We start from the raw sequence: 20422 nt of genomic DNA on the forward strand, positions 1-20422 counted from the left end.
CACTCAGGCAAACCATTCCTCAGAATCCGCGGCAGGATGCGGGAAAATCTGCAGCGAAGCAATACGCGGCCCCTCCCGCCGCAGGACCAGGACATCGAAGTCGCGAAATTCGACCCGCTCGCCCTCTTCCGGCAGACGATCCAGGCGCTGCATCAGGAGACCGCCGATGCTGTCGGCATCGCCCGCCTCATCAATGTCATGATCAAGGAGCTGTTCCAGCGAATAAATCGACAGGCTGCCGGTACCAATCCAGGATCCGTCGGTTTGCGGCTGCCAATCCTGATGACGGTGGCGAAATTCATCCGGAATCCTTCCCAACAAGGCCTCCAGCACATGATCGAGGGTGACGAAGCCGGTGATCGTGCCTAATTCATCGGTGACCAAGGCGAAATGTGGCTGGCCGGAGCGAAAATGCGCCAGTAGTTCCATGGCTGGTAAATCTCGGGAAACTGCTGGCAGCGGGCGGGCGACCCGCCGTAGATCGAGTCTGTCGCGCCCGCGCAAAAGCAGCGGCAGTAGATCCTTAACATGCACCAGACCACGCACATGCTGGCGATCTCCGGCGCAAAGCGGGAAACGTGTATAGCGGTAGCGCAACAGGGTGCGCTGGGTCTCCTCTGCAGGGGCATCATCCATGAGACAGACCATGTCTGCCGCTGGCCGTGCCAGATCCCCCGCAGTCAATTCATGAAAGTCCAGGGCGCGCTCGAGAATATCCCCGGTGCGAATCCCCAGGACGCCCTGCGCCTGGCTGATGGCGAGGATCATGGCGATTTCATCTCGGCTATGGGGGGTATCGCCATGCTCTTTTGTCAAGGATAGGCCACAAGCGTGCAGCACCAGACGGGTAGCACCATTGAGCAGGGCAATCGCCGGATACAGGGTCCAGTAAAAGACATAGAGCGGTACGGCCGTCCACAAGGAAATGGCTTCTGCCTTTCGGATCGCGAGAGATTTGGGCGCGAGCTCACCAAAGATGATGGTAGTAAAAGCAACCAGGACAAAAGCCAGGGTGAAAGAACTGGATTCCACGAGCGCCGCCGACTGCATACCAACGGCGTGAAAAAGGGGATGCAGAAGCCGGGCGACCGCTGGCTCGGCAATCCAGCCCAGGGCCAGGGAAGCCAGAGTGATACCGAGTTGGGTGGTGGAAAGATAGATATCCAGGTGACGGTGAATACGCAGCAACACTTTGCCACGCCAAGCATGTTCACGCGCAAGGGTGTGGACCTGGGTGCCGCGCAGACGAACCAGAGCAAACTCTGCCGCCACAAAAAAGCCGTTGATCAGAATCAGGATAAGCGCTACCAGCAGCGCCAGGGACTCAGGCATGAAGAACGGCCTCCTCCTGCCCGAGCCCGCTACTTCGGTCAACTATCATGATGGACGAGCAATTTCTCCAGTTCACTGAAACTCTGCACCGCACCACTGGTATCGATCTGCACGCCAAGCTGACGAGCGATCTGGCTCACCGAAAAAACGCCGCGCACCTGCGGCTGCGGATTCTTTTCTTCGACCAGCGCGTGCTGCCGCCCCATCTGCTTCATGGTCAGTACCAGATCACCCACGGTAGAGCGACTCACTTCGTCAAAATCGAGCACCTCGATCTGGCCGCGGCGAGTCATGACGTCGGCTACCCGCACCTCGTCTCGCGGCATCTGCTCCTGCGTCGCAACACGCACCGGTTTTTCGCCCATAAGGTCGCGGGCGGTGACCATACCTACCAGCTCGCCCATGGCATCGAGCACAAAGAGCATGCGCACACCGCCATGCACCATGCGTTGCAAGGCTGCATCGATCGTAAGTTCGGGGTGCAAGCTCACCGCCGGCACGCGCTGCAGGTCGGTCATCACCTTCAGGGCGCTATCCTCCAGCGCAACATGCAACGGCAACCCATTGTTGAAATAGGTCAACTGGGTGTCGGGATGGAGCCTGGAGATCTGTAAGGGGCGATATTTGGTCATCTTGTTCTTCTCCTCTGGCGAGCTCCCCATGAGCTGCCCATGTTTTGAGCATAGCGCAAAAATTCAGCGCGACAAGTCCGCCAGGGCGCGCTGCAAATCCTCGCGCAGATCATCGACGTGCTCCAGGCCGACACTCAAGCGCAGCAGTCCATCCTGGATGCCAGCCGCCTGGCGTTCTTCGGCACTCACCCGGCTGTGGGTGGTGCTGGCAGGATGGGTCACCGTGCTTTTCGCATCTCCGAGATTAGCCGTGCGCGAAAAAATCCGCAGACGATCCATCAAGGCCCAGGCCGCTGGCTGTCCATCCCGCAGCACGAATGACAGGATGCCTCCCGGCAGGCGCTGCTGCTTGTGCACCAAGTCTGCCTGCGGGTGCTCCGGCAGACCGGGGTAATATACCTTTTCCACTTCCGGCAGACTCTGCAGCCATGCCGCCAGATCCGCGGCATTGGCGCAGTGGCGTTCCATGCGCAGAGACAAGGTTTCCACCCCCTTCAGTTGCACCCAGGCATTGAAAGGGCTGAGACTGGGTCCGGCAGTGCGCAGAAAATTCCGCGGCCCATCCAGCAGTTCACGCCGGCCACAGACGGCACCGCCCAGAGTGCGCCCCTGCCCATCGATATACTTGGTATTGGAATGCAAAACGAGATCCGCGCCCCAGCGCATGGGCTGTTGTAACACCGGTGTGCAAAAGCAGTTGTCGACCACCAGCAGGGCATCGTGCGCATGCGCCAGTCGCGCCAGCGCCTCCAGATCACCGACCTCGGTCAGGGGATTCGAGGGGGTTTCGAGGAACAACATCCGCGTATTGGGGCGGATGGCCGCCTCCCAGGCAGAAAGATCGGTGAGCGGCACAAAGGTGGTCTCGACGGCAAAGCGCGCCAGGATCTTTTGCAGCAGCTGCACCGTGGTACCAAAAAGCGAGCGCGAGGCCACGATATGATCACCGGCCTGCAGCGAACCCATGAATGCCGTGAGACAAGCGGCCATCCCGGAGGCGGTGGTGATACAGTCGTCTGCCCCCTCCAGGGCGGCCAGGCGTTCTTCGAGTATGCGGGTTGTGGGGTTGGTGAAGCGAGCGTAGATGTTCCCCGCCTCACGACCGGCGAAGCGCTCGGCGGCCTCCTCGGCAGAGGCAAAAACAAAACTGGAGGTTGGGAAAATGGCCTCCGAGTGTTCTCCTTCCGCCGTGCGCTGGGTACCGGCCCGGATCGCGAGGGTTTCCGGGTGCAGACCTGCCAACCAGTCTTCGTCCTTCATCGTAGCTCCTTCAATAAATGCAATTGGTGACCTTTGCCCGGCGTTGGCACGGGAATCGGATAATCGCCACTGAAGCACGCATCGCAAAAACCCAGCTCACGCTTGCCAACAGCCTCGTAAAGTGCGTCTACGGTCAAATACCCCAAGCTATCGGCGCCGATCATCTTGCAGATTTCGTCGATGCTATGCTGCGCCGCGATGAGCTGCGCGCGGTCCGGCGTATCGATGCCATAGTAACAAGGGCCGGTGGTTGGCGGAGAGCTCGACAGGAAATGGATCTCCCTGGCGCCAGCCGCACGTACCAGATGGACGATTTTTGCGCTCGTCGTACCACGAACGATGGAATCATCCACCAGCACCACGCGCTTGCCCTTGAGAATTTCCGGCTGCGCGTTGAGCTTGACGCGAACACCAAAGTCACGCCCGCGCTGGGCCGGTTGAATGAAGGTACGGCCTACATAATGGTTACGGATCAAACCGAGTTCAAAGGGAATGCCCGAGGCCTCGGCGTAACCCATGGCCGCCGCGACACCCGAGTCCGGCACCGGCACCACGATATCCGCGTCGCGGGGATGCAAACGCGCGAGGACGTGCCCGATACGCTTACGTGCCGAGTAGACATGGATACCGTCAAGGACGCTGTCAGGGCGGGCAAAATACAGGTACTCGAAGATACACATGCGGCGCGCCGTCTCGGGCAAAGCCTGGCGGCTCTCGATGCCGGAAGCGGAGATGATGATCATCTCTCCCGGCGCCACATCACGCACGAATTCCGCGCCCATGAGATCGAGGGCACAGGTCTCGGAAGCGAGGACGAAACCGCCGGAGTCGATGAGGCGACCCAACACCAGCGGGCGGAAACCCATCGGATCGCGCACTCCAATCAGTCGGGTTTCGGTCAGACAGACCAGGGAATAGGCGCCCGATACCTGCTGCAGAGCGGCGCCCAGGCGTTCTCCGGCGTCCTTGCCGGGTACTCGAGCCAGGAGATGGACAATCACTTCCGTGTCCATATCGGTATGGAAGATCGCGCCGTCCTGCTCCAGACGATGGCGCAGCTCCAGGGCGTTGACGAGGTTACCATTGTGGCCCACGGCAAAGGAGCCGTAGCGATAATTGATGAATACCGGCTGGGTGTTCTGCAGCACCGAGCCACCCGCCGTCGAATAGCGAACATGACCGATGGCTTGCGTTCCAGGCAGTTCGCTCAGCTCCTTGCTACCGAAGATATCGGCGACCCGTCCCATGCCTCGGTGACTGCGCAATTTGCCGTCATCGGCGGCGATAATCCCTGCGGACTCCTGGCCACGGTGTTGCAAGGCATAGAGGCCGAGATAGGCCAGATTGGCCGCTTCGGGATGACCAAAGACTCCGATGACACCACATTCGTCATGGAAGTGATCATCATCGAGCACTGACAACTGGGGCAACGCTTTTTCCACGTGTGTGTAACTCCCAAAAAGATACCGCTGGTGCCGTCACCGAATGCGCCAGATCTTCCACTTGCGCCTGCCCGAGCCAGGACTGGCGCCACCAGGCCGCGTCATTCAAGTGAAAACTCTGGGCCAAAAGTATCATAAGCGCAATAATGGCGGCAGCACGCAGCAAGCCAAAAGCGCCACCGACCAAGCGATCCGGGATACTGAAACCAACGCTGTAGAGCATTCCCCGGAGCAGGAAGGAAAGCACGGTGGTCGCCGCAAGAACCAAAAAAAACAGGGCAAAATCCGCGACTGGATGCACCCACTCGACGGGCAGGTGCCCCACCAGAAGCGGGGCCACCAAACTTTCGCCCCAGCGCCAGGCGACATACACGCCGCCCACCCAACCCACTACCGCAAAGAATTCGCGGATCATCCCGCGTGCCACGCCCCACAGAGCGCTGAGAAGAAATATGGCAACAACCGCAACGTCGAGCCAGGTCATGGGGCGTAGCCGAACCACTCCGACGGCAGTGCCGACAGCACATGGAAAGAGCCGAAACAGAGTAGGATGTCATCGCTGCCGAGCTCTGCGGCCCAGCGCCGCAAGTGTTCGGGAAGATCAATCAGCGATAGTTCGCAACAGATATTCTCGTCCGCCAATTGCCCGCGCAACTGGGCAGGGGATGCTGCGCGCGGATTATCCGGCATCGCCAGCAACGCCCAGGCGTCGACCTTGGCGCGCAAAGGCGCAACGCTGGCGGCCAGATCCTTGTCCGCCATCATGCCCCAACAGGCGAAAATCCGCCCGGATTGCCCCGCCAGGGTGGCGGCCAGAGCGCGGACCGCCTGGGGATTGTGGGCGACATCCACCAACAGGCGCGGCCTGTCTTCACCCCACGGCCGTAGCCACTGGCTACGCCCCAGGAGACGCGGCGTAAAGCGCCACCGTTCTTGCGGCGGCCAGGCCTGCGGCAATCTTGCGCGCAATTGGTAAACAGCCGCCAGGGCGAGTGCCAGATTCGCCCGTTGCGCGGCGCTATCGAGCATTGGCGGCGGCACCGGAACACTTGTGGCGCCCGCCTGCCAGCAGCCCGAGGCATCGAGATCAAAGTCCCGTCCGAGCAGCCACAGTGGCGCAGCACGCTGCTCCGCGGCGGTCAAAACACTTGCACAGGGAGATTCCCGGTCTCCGTAGAGTACGGGCCGCCCGGAACGCAGAATACCGGCCTTTTCGCGGCCGATGCTCTCGCGATCCGGGCCGAGTAGTGCCTGATGATCGAGATCGATAGAACTGATAATGGCAATGTCCGCGTCTACCGCATTCACCGCATCGAGCCGCCCGCCCAGGCCCACTTCGAGGATGGCCAGATCCGGCGCCTCATCCAGACAGAGGAGCAGCGCGGCCAGGGTACTCAGCTCGAAATAGGTGAGGGGAATTTCCCCTGCCAGAGAGGCAAGGGCCGCAAATTTTTCTCGCCAAAGCCGATCGGGCAACGGCGCGCCGGCCACCCGCAGACGCTCGGCAAAGCGCCAGATGTGCGGGCTGGAGTACGCAGCGCAGCGGTAACCGGATTGTTGATACAGGGCTTCGAGGTAAGCGAGTACCGAGCCTTTACCGTTGGTCCCGGCAACCGTGATCACCGGGAATGGCAGATTTGCAGGAATGCCAAGGCGCTGCATGGCGGCGTGCATCCTCTCCAGCCCGAGCTCGATGCGTTGGGGGGACCCGGCCAGCCGCTGCAGCAACGATTCAGCGTCTTCGGCGTCGGCCATGCCGCTCATGTCGGCATCAGGCGGAGTGCTCTGCCTGCATCAGTATACCGATCTGACGGGCAATGCTGGAGCGCAATTGGCGCCGGTCGACAATCTGATCGATGGCCCCGTGCTCGAGCAGATATTCTGCGCGCTGAAAACCCTCGGGCAATTTTTCCCGAATGGTCTGTTCGATGACCCGCGGCCCGGCAAAACCGATCAAGGCATTGGGTTCGGCAATGAGGATATCGCCCAGGGTCGCAAGACTCGCCGAGACGCCACCCATGGTTGGGTCGGTAAGCACCGAGATGAAGGGAATGCGTGCCTTGCCCAGGCGCTCGATGACCGCCGCCGTCTTGGCCATCTGCAACAAAGACAGCAGCCCCTCCTGCATCCGTGCGCCGCCACTAGCACTGAAGCAGATGAGCGGACAGCGCTCCACCAGGGCACTCTCGGCCGCCTTGACGAAGCGTGTCCCAACCACTGAACCCATACTGCCGCCCATGAACTCAAAGGCAAAGGCGGCGGCGACCACTGGCTGCCCTTCCAGCAAGCCGCGCATGACGACCAGGGCATCCTTCTCGCCCGATTTCTGCTGGGCTTCCTGCAAGCGCTCCTTGTAGCGCTTCTGATCTTTGAAGCGCAGCGGATCGACGGGAAGCAGATCGGCACCGATCTCCAGACGCGGCTCCGGATCGAGAAAATAGTGCAGACGCTGGCGGGCCGTGAGTCGATGGTGGTGACCACAATGGGGACAAACCTGCTGGTTTTCTTCAAGCTCACTGCGGTAGAGAACCGCCTGGCAAGTAGAGCACTTGGACCATAGTCCCTCGGGCACCGAGCGCTTGCTTTCCGTGGCTTCCTGCTCTGGCACTTTTTTATTGATTTTGGGCGGCAAAACGCGGCTGAACCAATTCATGCGCTCAGCTCCTCATTCAGGACCGCGCGAATAGGCGCCAGAAACTCGCTGGCCAGGCGCTGGGCATCCTCATCGTCTTTGGCCTGCTGCAGGAGCTGCACCAGCGCCGAGCCGATCACGACTGCATCCGCTTTGCCGGCGAGGCGCTTGGCCGTAGCTGCATCGCGGATACCAAAGCCAATGGCCATGGGCATTGCTAGTTCGCGCCGCAATTCCGCCACGCGAGAGACCACTTCGTCCCAATCCTGCTGTTGCGCGCCAGTGATACCGCGCAGGGAGACATAGTAGACAAAGCCGCTGCCCAGACGTTTGACCGCGGCAACCCGCTGCGGACCACTGGTGGGCGCCAGCAGAAAAATCGGATCGATACCCGCTTGGCGCAGCAGCGCGGTATCCGTCTCTGCCTCTTCGGGGGTCAGATCCACCACAATCACGGCATCCACCCCGGCGTCGGCCGCTTCCTCGGCAAAGTGCCGCATACCAAGGATCTCAATGGGATTGAGGTAGCCCATGAGGATGATCGGGGTATCATGATCTTGCCGACGAAAATCGCGCACCCAAGCCAAGACCTGCCGCAAACTCACGCCGCGTGCCAGGGCTCGCTCACTCGATCCCTGGATGACCGGACCATCCGCCATCGGGTCGGAAAAGGGCACGCCCAGTTCAATGGCGTCCGCGCCTGCCTGCACGAGGCTATGCAACAGCGCCACGACGCCGGTGGTGCTCGGATCGCCGGCGGTCAGGAAGGGAATCAGGGCAGTGCGACGAGCTTCCTGCAAGCGTGAAAACATGGCTGCCAAGCGGCTCATAGCTGAATACCCTCCAGGGCCGCTACGGTGTGGATGTCTTTGTCGCCACGCCCAGAGAGGCTGACCACGATACTTTGTTCTACCCGCATCTGCGTCGCCAGCTGAAAGGCATAGGCAAGCGCATGGGAGGTTTCCAGTGCGGGGATGATGCCTTCGACGCGGCTCAGGCGATGGAAAGCGGCCAGCGCCTCCGCGTCGGTAACGGCAACGTATGCAGCACGCCCCGTATCCTTAAGGTAGGCATGCTCGGGACCCACTCCGGGATAATCCAGCCCTGCAGAAATGGAATGGGTCGCTTCAATCTGCCCGTTCTCATCCGTCATCAAGTAGGTTCGGTTACCATGCAGCACGCCGGGACGGCCCACCGTGAGCGGCGCGGCGTGCTTGCCCGTGCTGAGCCCCAGCCCCGCCGCCTCGACGCCGATCAGACGCACCGCTTGATCGTCGATGAAGGGATAAAACAGACCCATGGCATTGCTGCCTCCACCGACACAGGCAACACAAGCATCCGGCAGGCGACCGGTGAGCTCCAGGCACTGGGCCCGCGCTTCGTCACCAATGACCCGATGGAAGTTGCGCACCATCTCCGGATACGGGTGCGGGCCCGCCACAGTGCCGATGACATAAAAGGTGTCCTCGACATTGCTTACCCAGTCGCGGAGGGCTTCGTTGAGGGCATCTTTGAGGGTGCGGGAGCCGCTGCGCACGGCTTCGACCTGCGCGCCGAGCAGACGCATCCGGTAGACATTGCTCGACTGACGCTGAATGTCGTCTTCGCCCATGAACACTACGCAGTCCATGCCGTAGCGGGTAGCCACCGTCGCCGTGGCGACGCCATGCTGCCCTGCCCCGGTTTCGGCAATCAGGCGGCGTTTGCCCATGCGCCGCGCGAGCAGCGCCTGCCCCACGGCGTTATTGATCTTGTGCGCGCCCGTATGGTTGAGATCCTCGCGCTTGAGGTAGATCTGCGCGCCACCAATCTCGCTGGACAGTCGCTGGGCATGATAGAGGGGATTGGGCCGGCCAACAAACTGCCGCAATTCGCTATGCAGCTCGGCCTGAAACGCGGGGTCTGCCTGCGCCGCCTTATAGGCCTGCTGCAGTTCGTCGAGCGCAGGGATCAGGGTCTCGGCGACGAAACGCCCGCCATAGTCGCCAAAATGTCCCCGCTCATCGGGTTGCTGATATGCCGCCATCCTCTATGCCTCTCTTGCCGCGCGAGCCTGCGCGATGAATCCCTCCATTTTGCCACGATCCTTGCGTCCTGGCGAAGTTTCCACCCCGCTGCTGACATCCACGGCATAGGGACGGGCGACATCGATCGCCGTCGCGACAGTATCCGGTTGCAAGCCACCAGCCAAAATCAGAGGCATACCCAGATCCTGCGGCAGGCGCCACCAGGTAAAGCTCTGTCCCGAGCCGCCAAAGACCTGCACGTCGCGTTTATCCAGGAGAAGGCCCTGCGCCGTAGGGTAGCGATCGCGCCAAGGACGCAGATCACACTCCCCGCTCACGCGCAGCACCTTGAGATAGGGCCGCTGAAAGTCTACGCAAAATTCCGGCTCTTCGTCGCCATGGAACTGCAGCATATCGAGGGCACACGCCGCCAGGACTTCCTCTACCCAGGCTCGTTGCGGATTGACGAAAAGACCCACGCGGGTCACGAAAGGCGGTACTGCGGCGAGGATCTGCTGCGCGGTCACGATTGTCACATTGCGGGGACTCGGAGGATAAAAAACCAGGCCGATGGCATCGGCACCCGCTGCCGCAGCAAGCCGTGCATCGTCGGGAGTGGTAATACCACAGATTTTGACGCGCACGAGATTCCTGTAAATTTCTTGCATACCTATGCTCCGAAAAAGGCATCGCCACAGTCCGGCAACCCATATTGGTCAGGATACGCCGCGCGGAGGAAATACAAACCATCTGCCGGAGCTGTCGTTCCCGCCAGACGACGATCGCGACTCGCCAGAACCTCCGCCACCCAGTCGGCTGGGCGCTCTCCCCGTCCAACAAACAGCAGAGTACCCATCAGATTGCGCACCATATGGTGCAGGAAGGCATTTGCCTCGACGGTCGCAATCAGCAAGTCGCCGCGACGTTCAATCTCCAGACAGCGTAAGCTGCGTACAGGATTTTTCGCCTGGCAGCCAGCGGCGCGGAAAGCGGTAAAATCATGGGTGCCCAGCAAGAGATTGGCCGCTTCCTGCATCGCCAAGTGATCGAGCGTCCGTGGCACCCAAGTCACTCTTTTGGCCCCTAAGGCAGGACGCTCTTGACGATTGAGAATCAGATAACGATAGCTGCGACCAGTAGCGGAAAAGCGCGCGTGGAAATCCTGTGGAACGGCCCGTGCCCAGCGAACACTGACATCGCGCGGCAAAAAACGATTGCTACCGCGCACCCAGGCAATTTCTGGGCGAACAACCGGGCTATCGAAGTGTGCCACCTGACAGACGGCATGCACCCCCGCATCGGTACGACCGGCCACACTGACCCGGACTGGCTGGCCGGCAACACTGGCCAAAGCCCGCTCCAGTTCTTCCTGGACAGTACGCGGACCATCCTGCAACTGCCAGCCGGAGAACCCATCACCATCGTACTCGATACCAAGGGCCCAACGCTGTGCTGAGAAATCCATTCTCGTCGCGGTTCACCCGTTGGCGAGCAGTTTCGTCGCCTCGTCTTGCTGGGCCGGGTTGCCGTCACGTTGTACTTCCATGAGCAATTCACGCGCTGCCTCGCCATCTCCCATCTCGACGTAGGCCTTCGCCAGATCCAGCTTGGTGCCAGCGGCATCCCAATCTGCGGCATTGGCAATCTGCTCCTGCCGTGGCGCTATCTCCTCCCCGCCGGCTAGCAACGGGGTCTCCGGGGCCGGGACCGCGCCCATGCCATTTTCCGCATCGTCGGCGAGGCGCAAGGCGGGTCGACTGTCCTCGTCCAAGGCGCGGAATTGCTCATTCATCTCATCCAGCATCTTCTGGTGCGCATCGGTCCAGGCTGGCTCTTCTTCCGTATTCTGCGTTTCCGTCTGATCTCCCCACGAAGCGAAATCGAAATCCAGTTTTTCGATTTCAGCATCGGCGGGCTGCGACGGCTCCAAGCTTGCCTCAGGCTCTCTCAATTCCGGCATCGATGCAGCGGGAACAGGATGCTCTGCCGTCTCATTTTTTTCCTCTACGAAGAGGGCATTACCGGGAAACAACGTCTGTCCTTTCGCAGCAATCTCCTGCCAGTCGGGATTGTTCGGCCCGAACCGGCTGCGCATGCGCTCGGCAAGATCGAGGAAATCATTGCGACGATCTGCATCGGCATACAGCGTAAGCAGACGCGCATAGAGTTCGCGGCGGCGAGGATTACTTTCCAGCGCCTCCTGCAATACGTTGATGGCCTGCTCCGTTTTCCCGTAGGTTTGATACAGGTCGGCCTGTTCGAGGGGATCGACATCAAAACCGTCGCGCTCCTCCTCCATTTCCAAAACCTCCGCCGCCTTCGGCGAAGCCGGTATGGGTTCCTCTGGAGCCGAAACATGGCTTTCAGCCTGTGCCGCGCCCATGGCGGGCAAGACTTCTGACACCGGTGTCGATACCGGCGTTACTACGGGACTATTCGTGGGAGTGATAGCTGGCGCAGAGGCCGCATACTCTGCCTCCGGGGAATCCACCGGTACAGGAGCGGGTACAGGTGCAGGTGCAGGAGTGGGCGCCGCAGCGGCTGGCGGCATGCTGCGCGCCGCGCTTCCCAAAGCGGTGAGTTTGGAGGAGATTTCCCGTTGCCGACTGGCGGCCTGCTCCTGCCGTCGGTACATCCAGATAAACAGCAGCAGCAACAGCAGATTACCGCCCAGGGATACCCACAACAACGGTGGGAAGCTCGATCCCTGGTTGCGAGACATCTTGCTGATTTCCAGTGACTGTGTTGCCAGTTGCTGCTGCGCGACTGCCAGACGTGCTTCAACACCCTGGAGAGACTTTTGCAAGCCTGCGATTACCGCCTGGTCCGGATTCGCAACTGCCGGTGCCGCAGAGGCAGTGGCGGTGACTGCCGGGGTAATTTCAGCACTCTTAGCCGCCGAGAGCGCAGGAGCACTGGTCAGACTCAGGGCTGTCGCAACCTTGCCAGAGCTACCGACCGGCGTTGCCGATGCGCTGGGTGCCGCTACTGCGGTCGTCGACGCCACCGGCTGTGCTTTGGCCGTAGCCGGTGCCGCTACCTGAGCCGGTGCCGCCACCTGTTCCTTTCGATGCAGCAGCGTTGCGGCTTGCAGCGGGCTCAGGGCGCGCGCCTCGTGGATACTTGGCACCTTCAAGATCACGCCAGCGATGAGTCGGGAGGGGTCACCCTGCACGAAGGCTCCGGGATTCGCCTTGAACAGGGCAGCCATGGCCTGCTGCTGCGAGACCTGGGCACTGCCGTTCAATTGCTGTGCGATCTGGTAGAGGGAGGATCCATTGGGGACCGGACCATAGTGCCCGACCTTGGACCAACCCGTACTGCTGCTGGGACTGGGCATGGCTGCTGCCGGAGTTTTGCTCACCAGCGGCGCAGGCATGGGCAATGCGGTCCGTTGCGGCACATTGTAGGTTCCCGGATAGGCCTGATACTCCCGGACCATCTGCCCACCTGCCCAGTCGAGTTGGACAAGGAAAGGTGTTGCCCCGGGAGCGAGCGGCGTCGAGCTGCTGATGACAATTGCCGGCGCATCGCCAGACCGTACAGAAAACTGCCAATCCCGCGTCGCCGGCGCAAAGGGTAAATGGATCATGGCGTAGGCGGCGGAGCCCGCAAGTTGCGCGTTCAGGTCCTCCAGCTGATTCGGATGCGCACCATGGATGGGAATTTCCGCACGGAATGGCTCCCCCGGCCCGGACAGCACCATCAGGTTTCCCAGGCCAATCGCCTGCGCAACCCCCGGTAACACAAGACCCAAAGAAAGCAGAGTCTGCATCCAATCTTTCTTGTTCATCCTTCTCCCCTTCGTGGCGAATCGCAAGGTTGCGCCAGAATCATCTATGCCGCCAGACAGTTTGCTCGCAGTTATAAATAGTCGCGAATCAGAATCTCTGCAATCTGCACGCTGTTCAGTGCTGCACCTTTGCGAATATTATCCGCCACCACCCAGAAATTGAGCCCTCTCTCGTGGCTGCAATCCTCCCGAATTCGCCCTACCCAGGTGGCATCCTTGCCTGCCGAATCCAATGCTGTTGGCCATCCCCCTGTCTCGCGCTCGTCCCAGATCTGCACGCCTGGGGCGTTACACAATAAGGCACGCATTTCTTCCGCACTCAGCTTTTTGCGCGTGACCACGTTGACCGCTTCGGAATGACCGTAAAAAACCGGCACGCGCACACAGGTAGCACTCAGAGGCAGATCGGGAATTTCAAGAATCTTGCGACTTTCCCAGAGCATTTTCATTTCTTCTTTGGTATAGCCGTTATCCTGAAATACATCGATCTGCGGCAGACAGTTGAACGCGATCTGCTTGGGGAATACCGCCGGGGCGACCTCTTCCTGTTTGAAAATTCCCAAGGTCTGCCGTCCCAATTCCTGAATGGCGCGGCTGCCCGCACCACTGACCGCCTGATAGGTCGATACCACGACCCGCTCCAAGCCGACGCTATCGGCTATGGGCTTGAGCGCCAACAGCATCTGAATGGTCGAACAATTGGGATTGGCGATGATATTGCGCGTCTGGTAATCGGCAATGCGCTGGGGATTGACCTCGGGTACCACCAGCGGGATATCTTCCTCGTAGCGGTAACGAGAGGTGTTGTCGATGACCACCGCGCCAGCGGCAGCTGCCTTGGGCGCGTAGATTTCACTGGCCGCAGCACCCGCCGAGAAAAGGCCGATGTCCACTCCCGTCCAATCGAAGGTCGCGGCATCGCGCACGCGCACGGCCTTGCCGGCGAAATCCAGGGTATCCCCCGCCGAGCGCTCACTCGCCAACAGAAACAACTCACTGACCGGGAAATTTCGTTCGGCGAGGATCTCGCGCATGACCTCCCCCACGGCACCGGTCGCACCGAGGATGGCCACTTTGTAGGCATTTTTCTTCATGCGGCAGCCCCTGCCCGCAACGCCGCCACCACCGCTTCGCCCATGGAGCGCGTGCCGATCACCGCTTCGCCAGGACTGGCGATATCCGCGGTGCGGTATCCCTGATCGAGAACTTGGTTGACAGCCGTCTCGATCCGATCTGCCCATTCCTCCTGCTGCAAGGAATGGCGCAGCATCATCGCTACCGAGAGGATCGTCGCCAGGGGATTGGCCTTGTCCTGCCCGGCGATGTCGGGGGCCGAGCCGTGGATGGGTTCATACATACCGCGTCCCTCTCCCAGAGATGCAGACGCCAGCATGCCGATGGAACCGGTGAGCTGACTCGCTTCGTCCGAAAGGATGTCACCAAACATGTTACCGGTCAGCAACACGTCGAACTGCGCGGGATAGCGAATGAGCTGCATCGCGGCGTTGTCGACGTACATATGCTCGAGGGCCACGTCGGGATATTCCCGCGCCACTTCCGTAACCACCTCCCGCCACAGGCGGGTAGTCTCGAGGACATTCGCTTTGTCGACAGAACAGACCTTGCGCCGCCTTCCCTGCGCCGCCCGGAAGGCGATGTGGGCGATACGGCGAATTTCGCCTTCATCATAGACCATGGTGTTGAAGCCACGCCGTTTGCCATCGACCACATCGATACCCCGCGGCTGACCGAAGTAGATGTCGCCCGTCAATTCACGTACCACGAGGATATCCACGTCCTGTACCAGCTCCGGGCGCAAGGGCGAGGCCGCCAGCAGCTGCGGGAAGATCTGTGCCGGACGCAGATTAGCGTAAAGATCGAGCCCCTTGCGCAGACGCAGCAAGCCCTGTTCTGGTCGCTGTGCCGGCGGACGGGCATCCCATTGTGGGCCGCCTACGGCCCCGAGCAGCACCGCATCTGCCGTTTTGGCAAGTTGCAGGGAGGCCTCGGGAAGCGGATCGTCATGCGCATCCAGGGCGGCCCCTCCGACCAATCCTTCTTCAATTTGCATGGGCATGGCGGCCAGCTCGGCAACGGTCTCCAGTACTGCGCGCGCTGCGGCACTGATCTCAGGGCCAATGCCGTCGCCTGGAAAAAAGGCAATTTTCTTCATTTTTCTAGGTCCTTACGGTAGAGAATACGAATAACGAAAGGGTTTTCCGTGCCCAGATCGGGATTTTCCGGGACATGGGTAAAAGGATACACCCCCGCCCCCAGGCCATGGGCGTCCGTGCTTACAATCGTCTGCGCCACAGGCGAAGCGTTCTCTGCCTTGGCCAAGGTAAAGCGTAGACCAACGGCCTCCGGTCGCTGGCGAGCGGCATCGACATACATACGACGGGTGATTTCGCTGAACAAGACCTGGAAAAATGCAGTCAAGGTGTTTTCATCGATTTGCGGCTGCGGATGCTCGGCCAGAAAGCTGCGGGCGCTCTGGCGCGGCAGCAGGCGCAGGAACTCCGCCTGGGTGGCAAACTGCAGCAGGGCTTGGTGCAATGCGGGATCATCGGGCAGCCTACCAAAGCCCTGGAGATGGAGATAAAACAACGGCTCCGGCAGGGGCAATTCGTCCACCCGCGCCTGCGGCGGCACGCCGGCATCCACTACCGCTCCACGCGGTTCCGAACCCTGCCCCTTCCCCGTAAACCAATCCCAGATCGCCACTGCCTGCCAACCGCTCCAAAAAACGTGCGCGAAAATTGCGCAAGGATAGCACAATAGCGGAGAATCACGGTATGGCAACAACGAGCGAAGGCGGGACGCTTCCTATCACTGGACTGCTGTTGGCGGGGGGAGCGGGACGGCGCATGCAGCAACAGGACAAAGGCTGGGTGGAGTACCATGGTCGCCCCTTGCTGCACCATTCCCTGCGTCCCTTGAAGAGGCATGCGCGCGAAATCCTGATCAGCGCCAATCGCAATCAGGAACGCTATGGCGCGCTGGGCTATCCGGTACTGGCGGATGCAGAAAGCGGTTTTCCCGGACCGTTGCACGGCCTGCTGGCGGGATTGGCGGCTGCCCAGCAGGATTGGCTTGCCTTCCTGCCCGTCGACGCGCCAGCATTACCGGATGACCTGATCTGGCAACTTTGGGTGCAGCGCAAGGGTGTGCCCCTGGTGCTCGCCGAAGACGAACATGGCCCCATTCCCGTCATTGGGCTGATGCATCGCCGTCTTATACGGTTGTTACAACACTACCTCGACAGCGGCGAGCGTCGCGCTGGCGCATTCTTTGACAAGATTCCCCAGCATCGTTTACCCCTCTCCCTGGCAGAGTCTCTGAACTGCAATCATCCCGAAGATCTCCAGGGGACGATTGCTTGAAGACGTTAGCAATTATAGGATATAGCGGTTCGGGAAAGACCACCCTGCTCTGCGCCCTCCTCCCGCTACTGCGCGAGGCCGGCCTGCGCGTGGCGGCGATCAAAGCGACGCACCACGACGTCCGTTGGGATGAGCCCGGCAAGGACAGTTGGCGCCTGCAGCAGGCGGGGGGCGAACCCACGCTGCTGGTCGGGCCCAATCGCTGGTATCTCAGCCGCGCTGCAGCTCCCGGGGATTGGCAGGCCATGCTGGAGACCCTGCAACCGGTGCCGGATCTCGTGTTGAGCGAGGGTAATCAGGACTGGCCGATTCCCCGCTTGCTGGTCCACCGCGCCGCAGTGGGTCGAGAGCTGCGCTGGCGGACAGGAGAAGACGTGCTAGCGGTGGCCAGTGATATACCCCTGGAGATTGGCGTCCCCTGCCTGGATTTGAATGACCCGCGGGCGATCGCCAGATTTTTGTTGCATTGGTATGGAGAGTAGGAATATGGCTGTCTGCTGTGAGGACAATGAGCATGACCCCAGGGCAAAGAGCGTCGAAGAGGCGCTGGAAATCATCCTGGGGGCTTCCGTACCCCTTTCAGAAAGCGAGTGGCTGGCCCTGGACACCGCTCTGGACCGGGTTCTCGCCCGCGATCAGGTAGCCGCCAGCCCTATTCCTGCCTGGCCCAATTCCGCCATGGACGGCTATGCATTGCGTTCCAGCGATGGCGACACACCGCGGCAGGTCGTTGGCAGTTCCTTTGCCGGCCACCCCTATGTCGGCAGCGTCGCCCCAGGACAAGCCATTCGCATCATGACCGGCGCCATTGTGCCGGAGGACTGCGACACCGTGGTTCCGCAAGAACAAACGCAACGGGATGGCGAAACCGTCCACTTCACCAGCTCCATTCGAGCGGGCGCCAACATTCGGGGAATTGGCGATGATCTGGCGCAAAGGGAAGTCGCCCTACCCGCCGGCACCCAGCTTCGTCCCAGTCAGATCGGCGTTCTAGCCAGTCTCGGTGTTGCAGAAGTGGAAGTTCTGCGGCGTTTGCGAGTGGCCTTCTTTTCTACCGGCGATGAATTACGGGCGGTCGGCGGCACCTTACGGGCTGGGGAAATCTACGACAGCAATCGTCACAGCCTGCTCGCCCTGCTCCGCCGCCTGGGTTGTGAAGCCATCGATCTGGGCCGTTTGCCAGACGATCCCGAACGTATAGGCAATACCCTGCGCCACGCTGGCGCTACGGCAGATGTGCTGATTACCAGTGGTGGGGTCTCGGTCGGCGAAGCCGATTACATTGCCGAGCTGCTGCAGAGTCTGGGCAGTGTGCAGTTCTGGAAGATGAACATGAAGCCCGGTCGGCCGCTGGCCTTTGGCCGCATCGGCCAAGCGGACTTTTTCGGCCTGCCCGGCAACCCGGTGTCGACCATCGTTACCTTCTATCAGTTCGTGGCGCCGGCTTTGCGCAAACGCATGGGCTGCCGTGCTCCCTGGACGGCGCCGCGACTGCGTTTACCTTGTGCCACGCCCATCAAAAAGAAGCCGGGACGTACCGATTATCAGCGGGGTCGACTGCTGCCGGGGCCCGACGGATTGCAGGTGGCGCCGGTCAAGACGCAATCCTCGCACATTCTCACCGGCATGGCGCAGGCGGAGTGCTTTCTGGTCATCCCGGCAGAGAGCGGCGATCTGCCTGCCGGTACCATGGTCGATGTGCAGCTACTCGAGGGCATGGTCTAAGCTAGTCTGCTCCATGCCGCGGCGCGTACGGCGTCGAGTGCGACCAGTGGTGCAGAAAGTTTTGCGCATACAGGGCATTGAGCGCTGCGTTTCCGCGCAGCACCAGGAGATTCTCGGCATTGGCCTGCTCCGCCGCCTTCGTAAAGTTGAAGCTGCCAGTGATCACCGTGGCGTCATCGATGACCATGACCTTGTTGTGTGCGATGGCATGCTGATCGTCGATGCGGGTATTGATCCCCTGATTGGCAAAGAAATCGGCCTCGGAATATTTCTGCGTACGTTGACTCTTGTCCAGTAGCACCCGCACTTCGACGCCCCGCTTTTGCGCCGCCAGCGCTGCCTTGGCAATCGCTGCGCTGGTAAAGCTATACGCCTGGATCCACAGACGCTGCCGCGCCTGGTTCATGGCGCCGACGACCACATCCGTCGTTCCCGGTGGCGGAGAAAAAGACACTTCGATCGTGCCTTGGGCAGCGATCGTTGTCGCGGATGGCGGCAGGGTCGCGCCGGCCTCCCGCAGTTGTTCGCCAGCAGAATGCAGCAGCGATTGCGAGTCTGCAGGAGCCAGTACCGCATACGCGCCAGAGGCCATTCCCAACAAGATCACAAAAAACGCGACCCTGCGCAGAGTGTTCATGATTTCGCTCCCCACCGAATTTGCAGCATTGTCCCGGCCTGGCGCAGAATTGACAAGACCTTGTTTGCACCGATTTTTAGGATAGCGGCCTGCCATCGCCACTGAGGGATCCCCGTGACCAGTATCGTGCTGTTTCGCAATGACCTGCGCCTCGATGACCATCCGGCCTTTGCCCATGCGGTAGCGCGCGGCCCGGTGCTGCCGGTATTTTTGAGCGATCCTCGCGAAGAGCGCGGAGCAGCCTACCAGTGGTGGCAGCGGCAGAGCCTGCGCACGTTGGAAACCCGCCTCGCTGCCCTGTCGTTACCTCTGGTCTGCCGGCGTGGCAACAGCCTGGAAACCGTGCAGGAAATTGTCGAGCACAGTGGCGCCGACGCGGTGCTCTGGAATCGACGTTACGCCAAAGAGCAACGCGACGATGACGCTCGCCTCAAGGACGTTCTCCGGGAACGCGGCGTACAGGCGGAATCTTTTGCCGGTGACACCCTGTGCGAACCCTGGAAACTCCTGCGGGATGGCGCTCCCTACAAGGTCTTCAGCCCTTTCTGGAAGCGTTTTTTGCGCGACATCAGCGTCGACGCGCCCTTTACGCAGCCGCAGCAGGCACGGGCGGCTTCGCGCCTTCCCGCGTCAGAAGAGCCCGATAGCTGGGGCTGGGAACCTAAGGCCCCGGATTGGGCCAGTCGCTTTCTCGAGCACTGGCAACCCGGCGAGGACGGTGCCAGCGCGCGTCTCGAGGGATTTATCCGGGATAACTTGGCCGAGTATGCCAAGGGCCGCGATTATCCCGCCGCAGAAAAGGTATCCCGTCTGTCGCCGCACCTCGCGCATGGAGAGATCAGCCCGCGGCGCATCTGGCAGCGCCTGCAGGAAGTTGCTGCAGCCCAGCCCGAACTGCGTAAGGCGACGGACAAATTTCTCGCGGAACTGGGCTGGCGCGAGTTTTCCTGGCACCTGCTCTATCACTTTCCCGAATTACCCCATACCCCCCTGCGCGCGGAATTTGCGCAGTTCTCCTGGGCGCAAGACGATGATTTGCTGCGCGCCTGGCAACACGGTCGAACCGGTTATCCGATTGTCGACGCGGGTATGCGCGAGCTTTGGCAAACCGGCTACCTGCACAATCGCGTGCGCATGATCGTGGGCAGTTTTCTGGTGAAGGATCTTCTCTTGCCTTGGCAGCAGGGCGCAGCCTGGTTTTGGGATACCCTGGTCGACGCCTGTCCAGCCAGCAACAACGCCTCCTGGCAATGGGTTGCGGGTTGCGGCACCGATGCCGCCCCGTATTTTCGCGTCTTCAACCCGGTACTGCAGGCGCAAAAATTCGATGACGACGGGCACTATCAGCGGCGCTGGCTGCCCGAACTCGCCGCATTGCCAAACAAGCTGTTGCCGGAACCTTGGAGCGATCCGGGCCAAGTGCAGGCCAAGGGCATCAAGCTAGGGCAAGACTATCCGTTACCTCTAGTGGACCATCACCAGGCCCGGGAGCGCGCCCTCGCGGCCTTCGCCACCATCAAGACGGAGCCCGTAAACAACACGTAACAATTTCCGTTGGGGACTCAGGAACTTTTCCAGGA

20 protein-coding genes are annotated in these 20422 nt (G+C 61.0%); 4 read left to right on the top strand and 16 right to left on the bottom strand.

Going from position 1 to position 20422, the window contains the following annotated elements; genetic code table 11:
• Positions 1–3 precede the first annotated feature (3 nt).
• The 15 genes from ACQAYK_RS07355 to ACQAYK_RS07425 all read right to left on the bottom strand — a co-directional run bounded on the left by ACQAYK_RS07355 (position 4) and on the right by ACQAYK_RS07425 (position 15821).
• Positions 4–1332, bottom strand: coding sequence for a hemolysin family protein (locus tag ACQAYK_RS07355; RefSeq protein ID WP_215873176.1), 1329 nt, complete (start codon positions 1330–1332; stop codon positions 4–6).
• 38 nt (positions 1333–1370) lie between these two features.
• Complete coding sequence (locus tag ACQAYK_RS07360) at positions 1371–1964, bottom strand: CBS domain-containing protein (protein ID WP_215873175.1); 594 nt, start codon at positions 1962–1964, stop codon at positions 1371–1373.
• 63 nt (positions 1965–2027) lie between these two features.
• Positions 2028–3224, bottom strand: coding sequence for an O-succinylhomoserine sulfhydrylase (locus ACQAYK_RS07365; protein ID WP_215873174.1), 1197 nt, complete (start codon positions 3222–3224; stop codon positions 2028–2030).
• Positions 3221–4666, bottom strand: coding sequence for an amidophosphoribosyltransferase (gene purF / locus ACQAYK_RS07370; protein WP_255789455.1), 1446 nt, complete (start codon positions 4664–4666; stop codon positions 3221–3223). The genes ACQAYK_RS07365 and purF overlap by 4 nt, the downstream gene beginning before the upstream one ends.
• Complete coding sequence (locus ACQAYK_RS07375) at positions 4629–5150, bottom strand: CvpA family protein (protein ID WP_483167377.1); 522 nt, start codon at positions 5148–5150, stop codon at positions 4629–4631. The genes purF and ACQAYK_RS07375 overlap by 38 nt, the downstream gene beginning before the upstream one ends.
• Positions 5147–6421: a bifunctional folylpolyglutamate synthase/dihydrofolate synthase gene (locus ACQAYK_RS07380; protein ID WP_483167378.1), complete on the bottom strand. Its 1275-nt coding sequence runs from the start codon at positions 6419–6421 to the stop codon at positions 5147–5149. Before ACQAYK_RS07380 ends, ACQAYK_RS07375 begins: the two co-directional genes overlap by 4 nt.
• Before the next feature lie 16 nt (positions 6422–6437).
• Entirely contained in the window at positions 6438–7319 is an 882-nt protein-coding gene (gene accD, locus ACQAYK_RS07385; RefSeq protein WP_215873171.1) for an acetyl-CoA carboxylase, carboxyltransferase subunit beta, read from the bottom strand.
• Complete coding sequence (trpA, locus tag ACQAYK_RS07390; protein WP_215873170.1) at positions 7316–8128, bottom strand: tryptophan synthase subunit alpha; 813 nt, start codon at positions 8126–8128, stop codon at positions 7316–7318. The genes accD and trpA overlap by 4 nt, the downstream gene beginning before the upstream one ends.
• Positions 8125–9324 (bottom strand): tryptophan synthase subunit beta, encoded by a 1200-nt coding sequence (gene trpB / locus ACQAYK_RS07395; protein WP_215873169.1) that lies wholly within the window; start codon positions 9322–9324, stop codon positions 8125–8127. The genes trpA and trpB overlap by 4 nt, the downstream gene beginning before the upstream one ends.
• 3 nt (positions 9325–9327) lie before the next feature.
• Positions 9328–9972, bottom strand: coding sequence for a phosphoribosylanthranilate isomerase (locus tag ACQAYK_RS07400; RefSeq protein ID WP_215873168.1), 645 nt, complete (start codon positions 9970–9972; stop codon positions 9328–9330).
• A 2-nt stretch (positions 9973–9974) separates the two neighbouring features.
• Complete coding sequence (gene truA, locus ACQAYK_RS07405; protein ID WP_215873167.1) at positions 9975–10769, bottom strand: tRNA pseudouridine(38-40) synthase TruA; 795 nt, start codon at positions 10767–10769, stop codon at positions 9975–9977.
• 12 nt (positions 10770–10781) lie between these two features.
• Complete coding sequence (locus ACQAYK_RS07410; protein ID WP_215873166.1) at positions 10782–13097, bottom strand: motility hub landmark protein FimV; 2316 nt, start codon at positions 13095–13097, stop codon at positions 10782–10784.
• Between the two features lie 71 nt (positions 13098–13168).
• The gene (locus tag ACQAYK_RS07415; RefSeq protein WP_215873165.1) at positions 13169–14191 is read right to left on the bottom strand and encodes an aspartate-semialdehyde dehydrogenase; all 1023 of its coding nucleotides are present in this window, start codon (positions 14189–14191) and stop codon (positions 13169–13171) included.
• Positions 14188–15270, bottom strand: coding sequence for a 3-isopropylmalate dehydrogenase (gene leuB, locus ACQAYK_RS07420; protein ID WP_215873164.1), 1083 nt, complete (start codon positions 15268–15270; stop codon positions 14188–14190). The genes ACQAYK_RS07415 and leuB overlap by 4 nt, the downstream gene beginning before the upstream one ends.
• Positions 15267–15821 carry a hypothetical protein gene (locus ACQAYK_RS07425; protein ID WP_255789456.1) on the bottom strand — a complete coding sequence of 185 codons (555 nt, stop codon included), beginning with the start codon at positions 15819–15821 and terminating at the stop codon, positions 15267–15269. The genes leuB and ACQAYK_RS07425 overlap by 4 nt, the downstream gene beginning before the upstream one ends.
• A 71-nt stretch (positions 15822–15892) precedes the next feature.
• On the opposite strand from ACQAYK_RS07425, the gene mobA reads away from it, so the two are divergent.
• The 3 genes from mobA to moeA are packed head-to-tail and all read left to right on the top strand — an operon-like array spanning position 15893 to position 18205.
• Positions 15893–16480, top strand: coding sequence for a molybdenum cofactor guanylyltransferase MobA (gene mobA, locus ACQAYK_RS07430; RefSeq protein ID WP_215873163.1), 588 nt, complete (start codon positions 15893–15895; stop codon positions 16478–16480).
• Entirely contained in the window at positions 16477–16962 is a 486-nt protein-coding gene (gene mobB / locus ACQAYK_RS07435; RefSeq protein WP_215873162.1) for a molybdopterin-guanine dinucleotide biosynthesis protein B, read from the top strand. The genes mobA and mobB overlap by 4 nt, the downstream gene beginning before the upstream one ends.
• A 4-nt stretch (positions 16963–16966) precedes the next feature.
• Entirely contained in the window at positions 16967–18205 is a 1239-nt protein-coding gene (gene moeA, locus ACQAYK_RS07440) for a molybdopterin molybdotransferase MoeA (protein WP_215873161.1), read from the top strand.
• A 1-nt stretch (position 18206) separates the two neighbouring features.
• Here the strand turns inward: moeA and ACQAYK_RS07445 are convergent, their stop codons facing one another.
• Entirely contained in the window at positions 18207–18842 is a 636-nt protein-coding gene (locus ACQAYK_RS07445; RefSeq protein WP_215873160.1) for a phospholipase D family nuclease, read from the bottom strand.
• Between the two features lie 114 nt (positions 18843–18956).
• On the opposite strand from ACQAYK_RS07445, the gene ACQAYK_RS07450 reads away from it, so the two are divergent.
• Entirely contained in the window at positions 18957–20387 is a 1431-nt protein-coding gene (locus ACQAYK_RS07450) for a cryptochrome/photolyase family protein (RefSeq protein ID WP_255789458.1), read from the top strand.
• Positions 20388–20422: the final 35 nt, after the last annotated feature.

This window comes from Acidithiobacillus sp. AC3, assembly GCF_050261095.1.
GTDB lineage: Bacteria > Pseudomonadota > Gammaproteobacteria > Acidithiobacillales > Acidithiobacillaceae > Igneacidithiobacillus > Igneacidithiobacillus copahuensis.

Excerpts from the sequence above, each read along its gene's own strand:
- ACQAYK_RS07355 (WP_215873176.1), bottom strand. The coding sequence starts at position 1,332 with ATGCCTGAGTCCCTGGCGCTGCTGGTAGCGCTTATCCTGATTCTGATC.
- ACQAYK_RS07360 (WP_215873175.1), bottom strand. The coding sequence starts at position 1,964 with ATGACCAAATATCGCCCCTTACAGATCTCCAGGCTCCATCCCGACACC.
- ACQAYK_RS07365 (WP_215873174.1), bottom strand. The coding sequence starts at position 3,224 with ATGAAGGACGAAGACTGGTTGGCAGGTCTGCACCCGGAAACCCTCGCG.
- ACQAYK_RS07375 (WP_483167377.1), bottom strand. The coding sequence starts at position 5,150 with ATGACCTGGCTCGACGTTGCGGTTGTTGCCATATTTCTTCTCAGCGCT.
- ACQAYK_RS07380 (WP_483167378.1), bottom strand. The coding sequence starts at position 6,421 with ATGGCCGACGCCGAAGACGCTGAATCGTTGCTGCAGCGGCTGGCCGGG.
- accD (WP_215873171.1), bottom strand. The coding sequence starts at position 7,319 with ATGAATTGGTTCAGCCGCGTTTTGCCGCCCAAAATCAATAAAAAAGTG.
- trpA (WP_215873170.1), bottom strand. The coding sequence starts at position 8,128 with ATGAGCCGCTTGGCAGCCATGTTTTCACGCTTGCAGGAAGCTCGTCGC.
- trpB (WP_215873169.1), bottom strand. The coding sequence starts at position 9,324 with ATGGCGGCATATCAGCAACCCGATGAGCGGGGACATTTTGGCGACTAT.
- ACQAYK_RS07400 (WP_215873168.1), bottom strand. The coding sequence starts at position 9,972 with ATGCAAGAAATTTACAGGAATCTCGTGCGCGTCAAAATCTGTGGTATT.
- truA (WP_215873167.1), bottom strand. The coding sequence starts at position 10,769 with ATGGATTTCTCAGCACAGCGTTGGGCCCTTGGTATCGAGTACGATGGT.
- ACQAYK_RS07410 (WP_215873166.1), bottom strand. The coding sequence starts at position 13,097 with ATGAACAAGAAAGATTGGATGCAGACTCTGCTTTCTTTGGGTCTTGTG.
- ACQAYK_RS07415 (WP_215873165.1), bottom strand. The coding sequence starts at position 14,191 with ATGAAGAAAAATGCCTACAAAGTGGCCATCCTCGGTGCGACCGGTGCC.
- leuB (WP_215873164.1), bottom strand. The coding sequence starts at position 15,270 with ATGAAGAAAATTGCCTTTTTTCCAGGCGACGGCATTGGCCCTGAGATC.
- mobA (WP_215873163.1), top strand. The coding sequence starts at position 15,893 with ATGGCAACAACGAGCGAAGGCGGGACGCTTCCTATCACTGGACTGCTG.
- moeA (WP_215873161.1), top strand. The coding sequence starts at position 16,967 with ATGGCTGTCTGCTGTGAGGACAATGAGCATGACCCCAGGGCAAAGAGC.
- ACQAYK_RS07445 (WP_215873160.1), bottom strand. The coding sequence starts at position 18,842 with ATGAACACTCTGCGCAGGGTCGCGTTTTTTGTGATCTTGTTGGGAATG.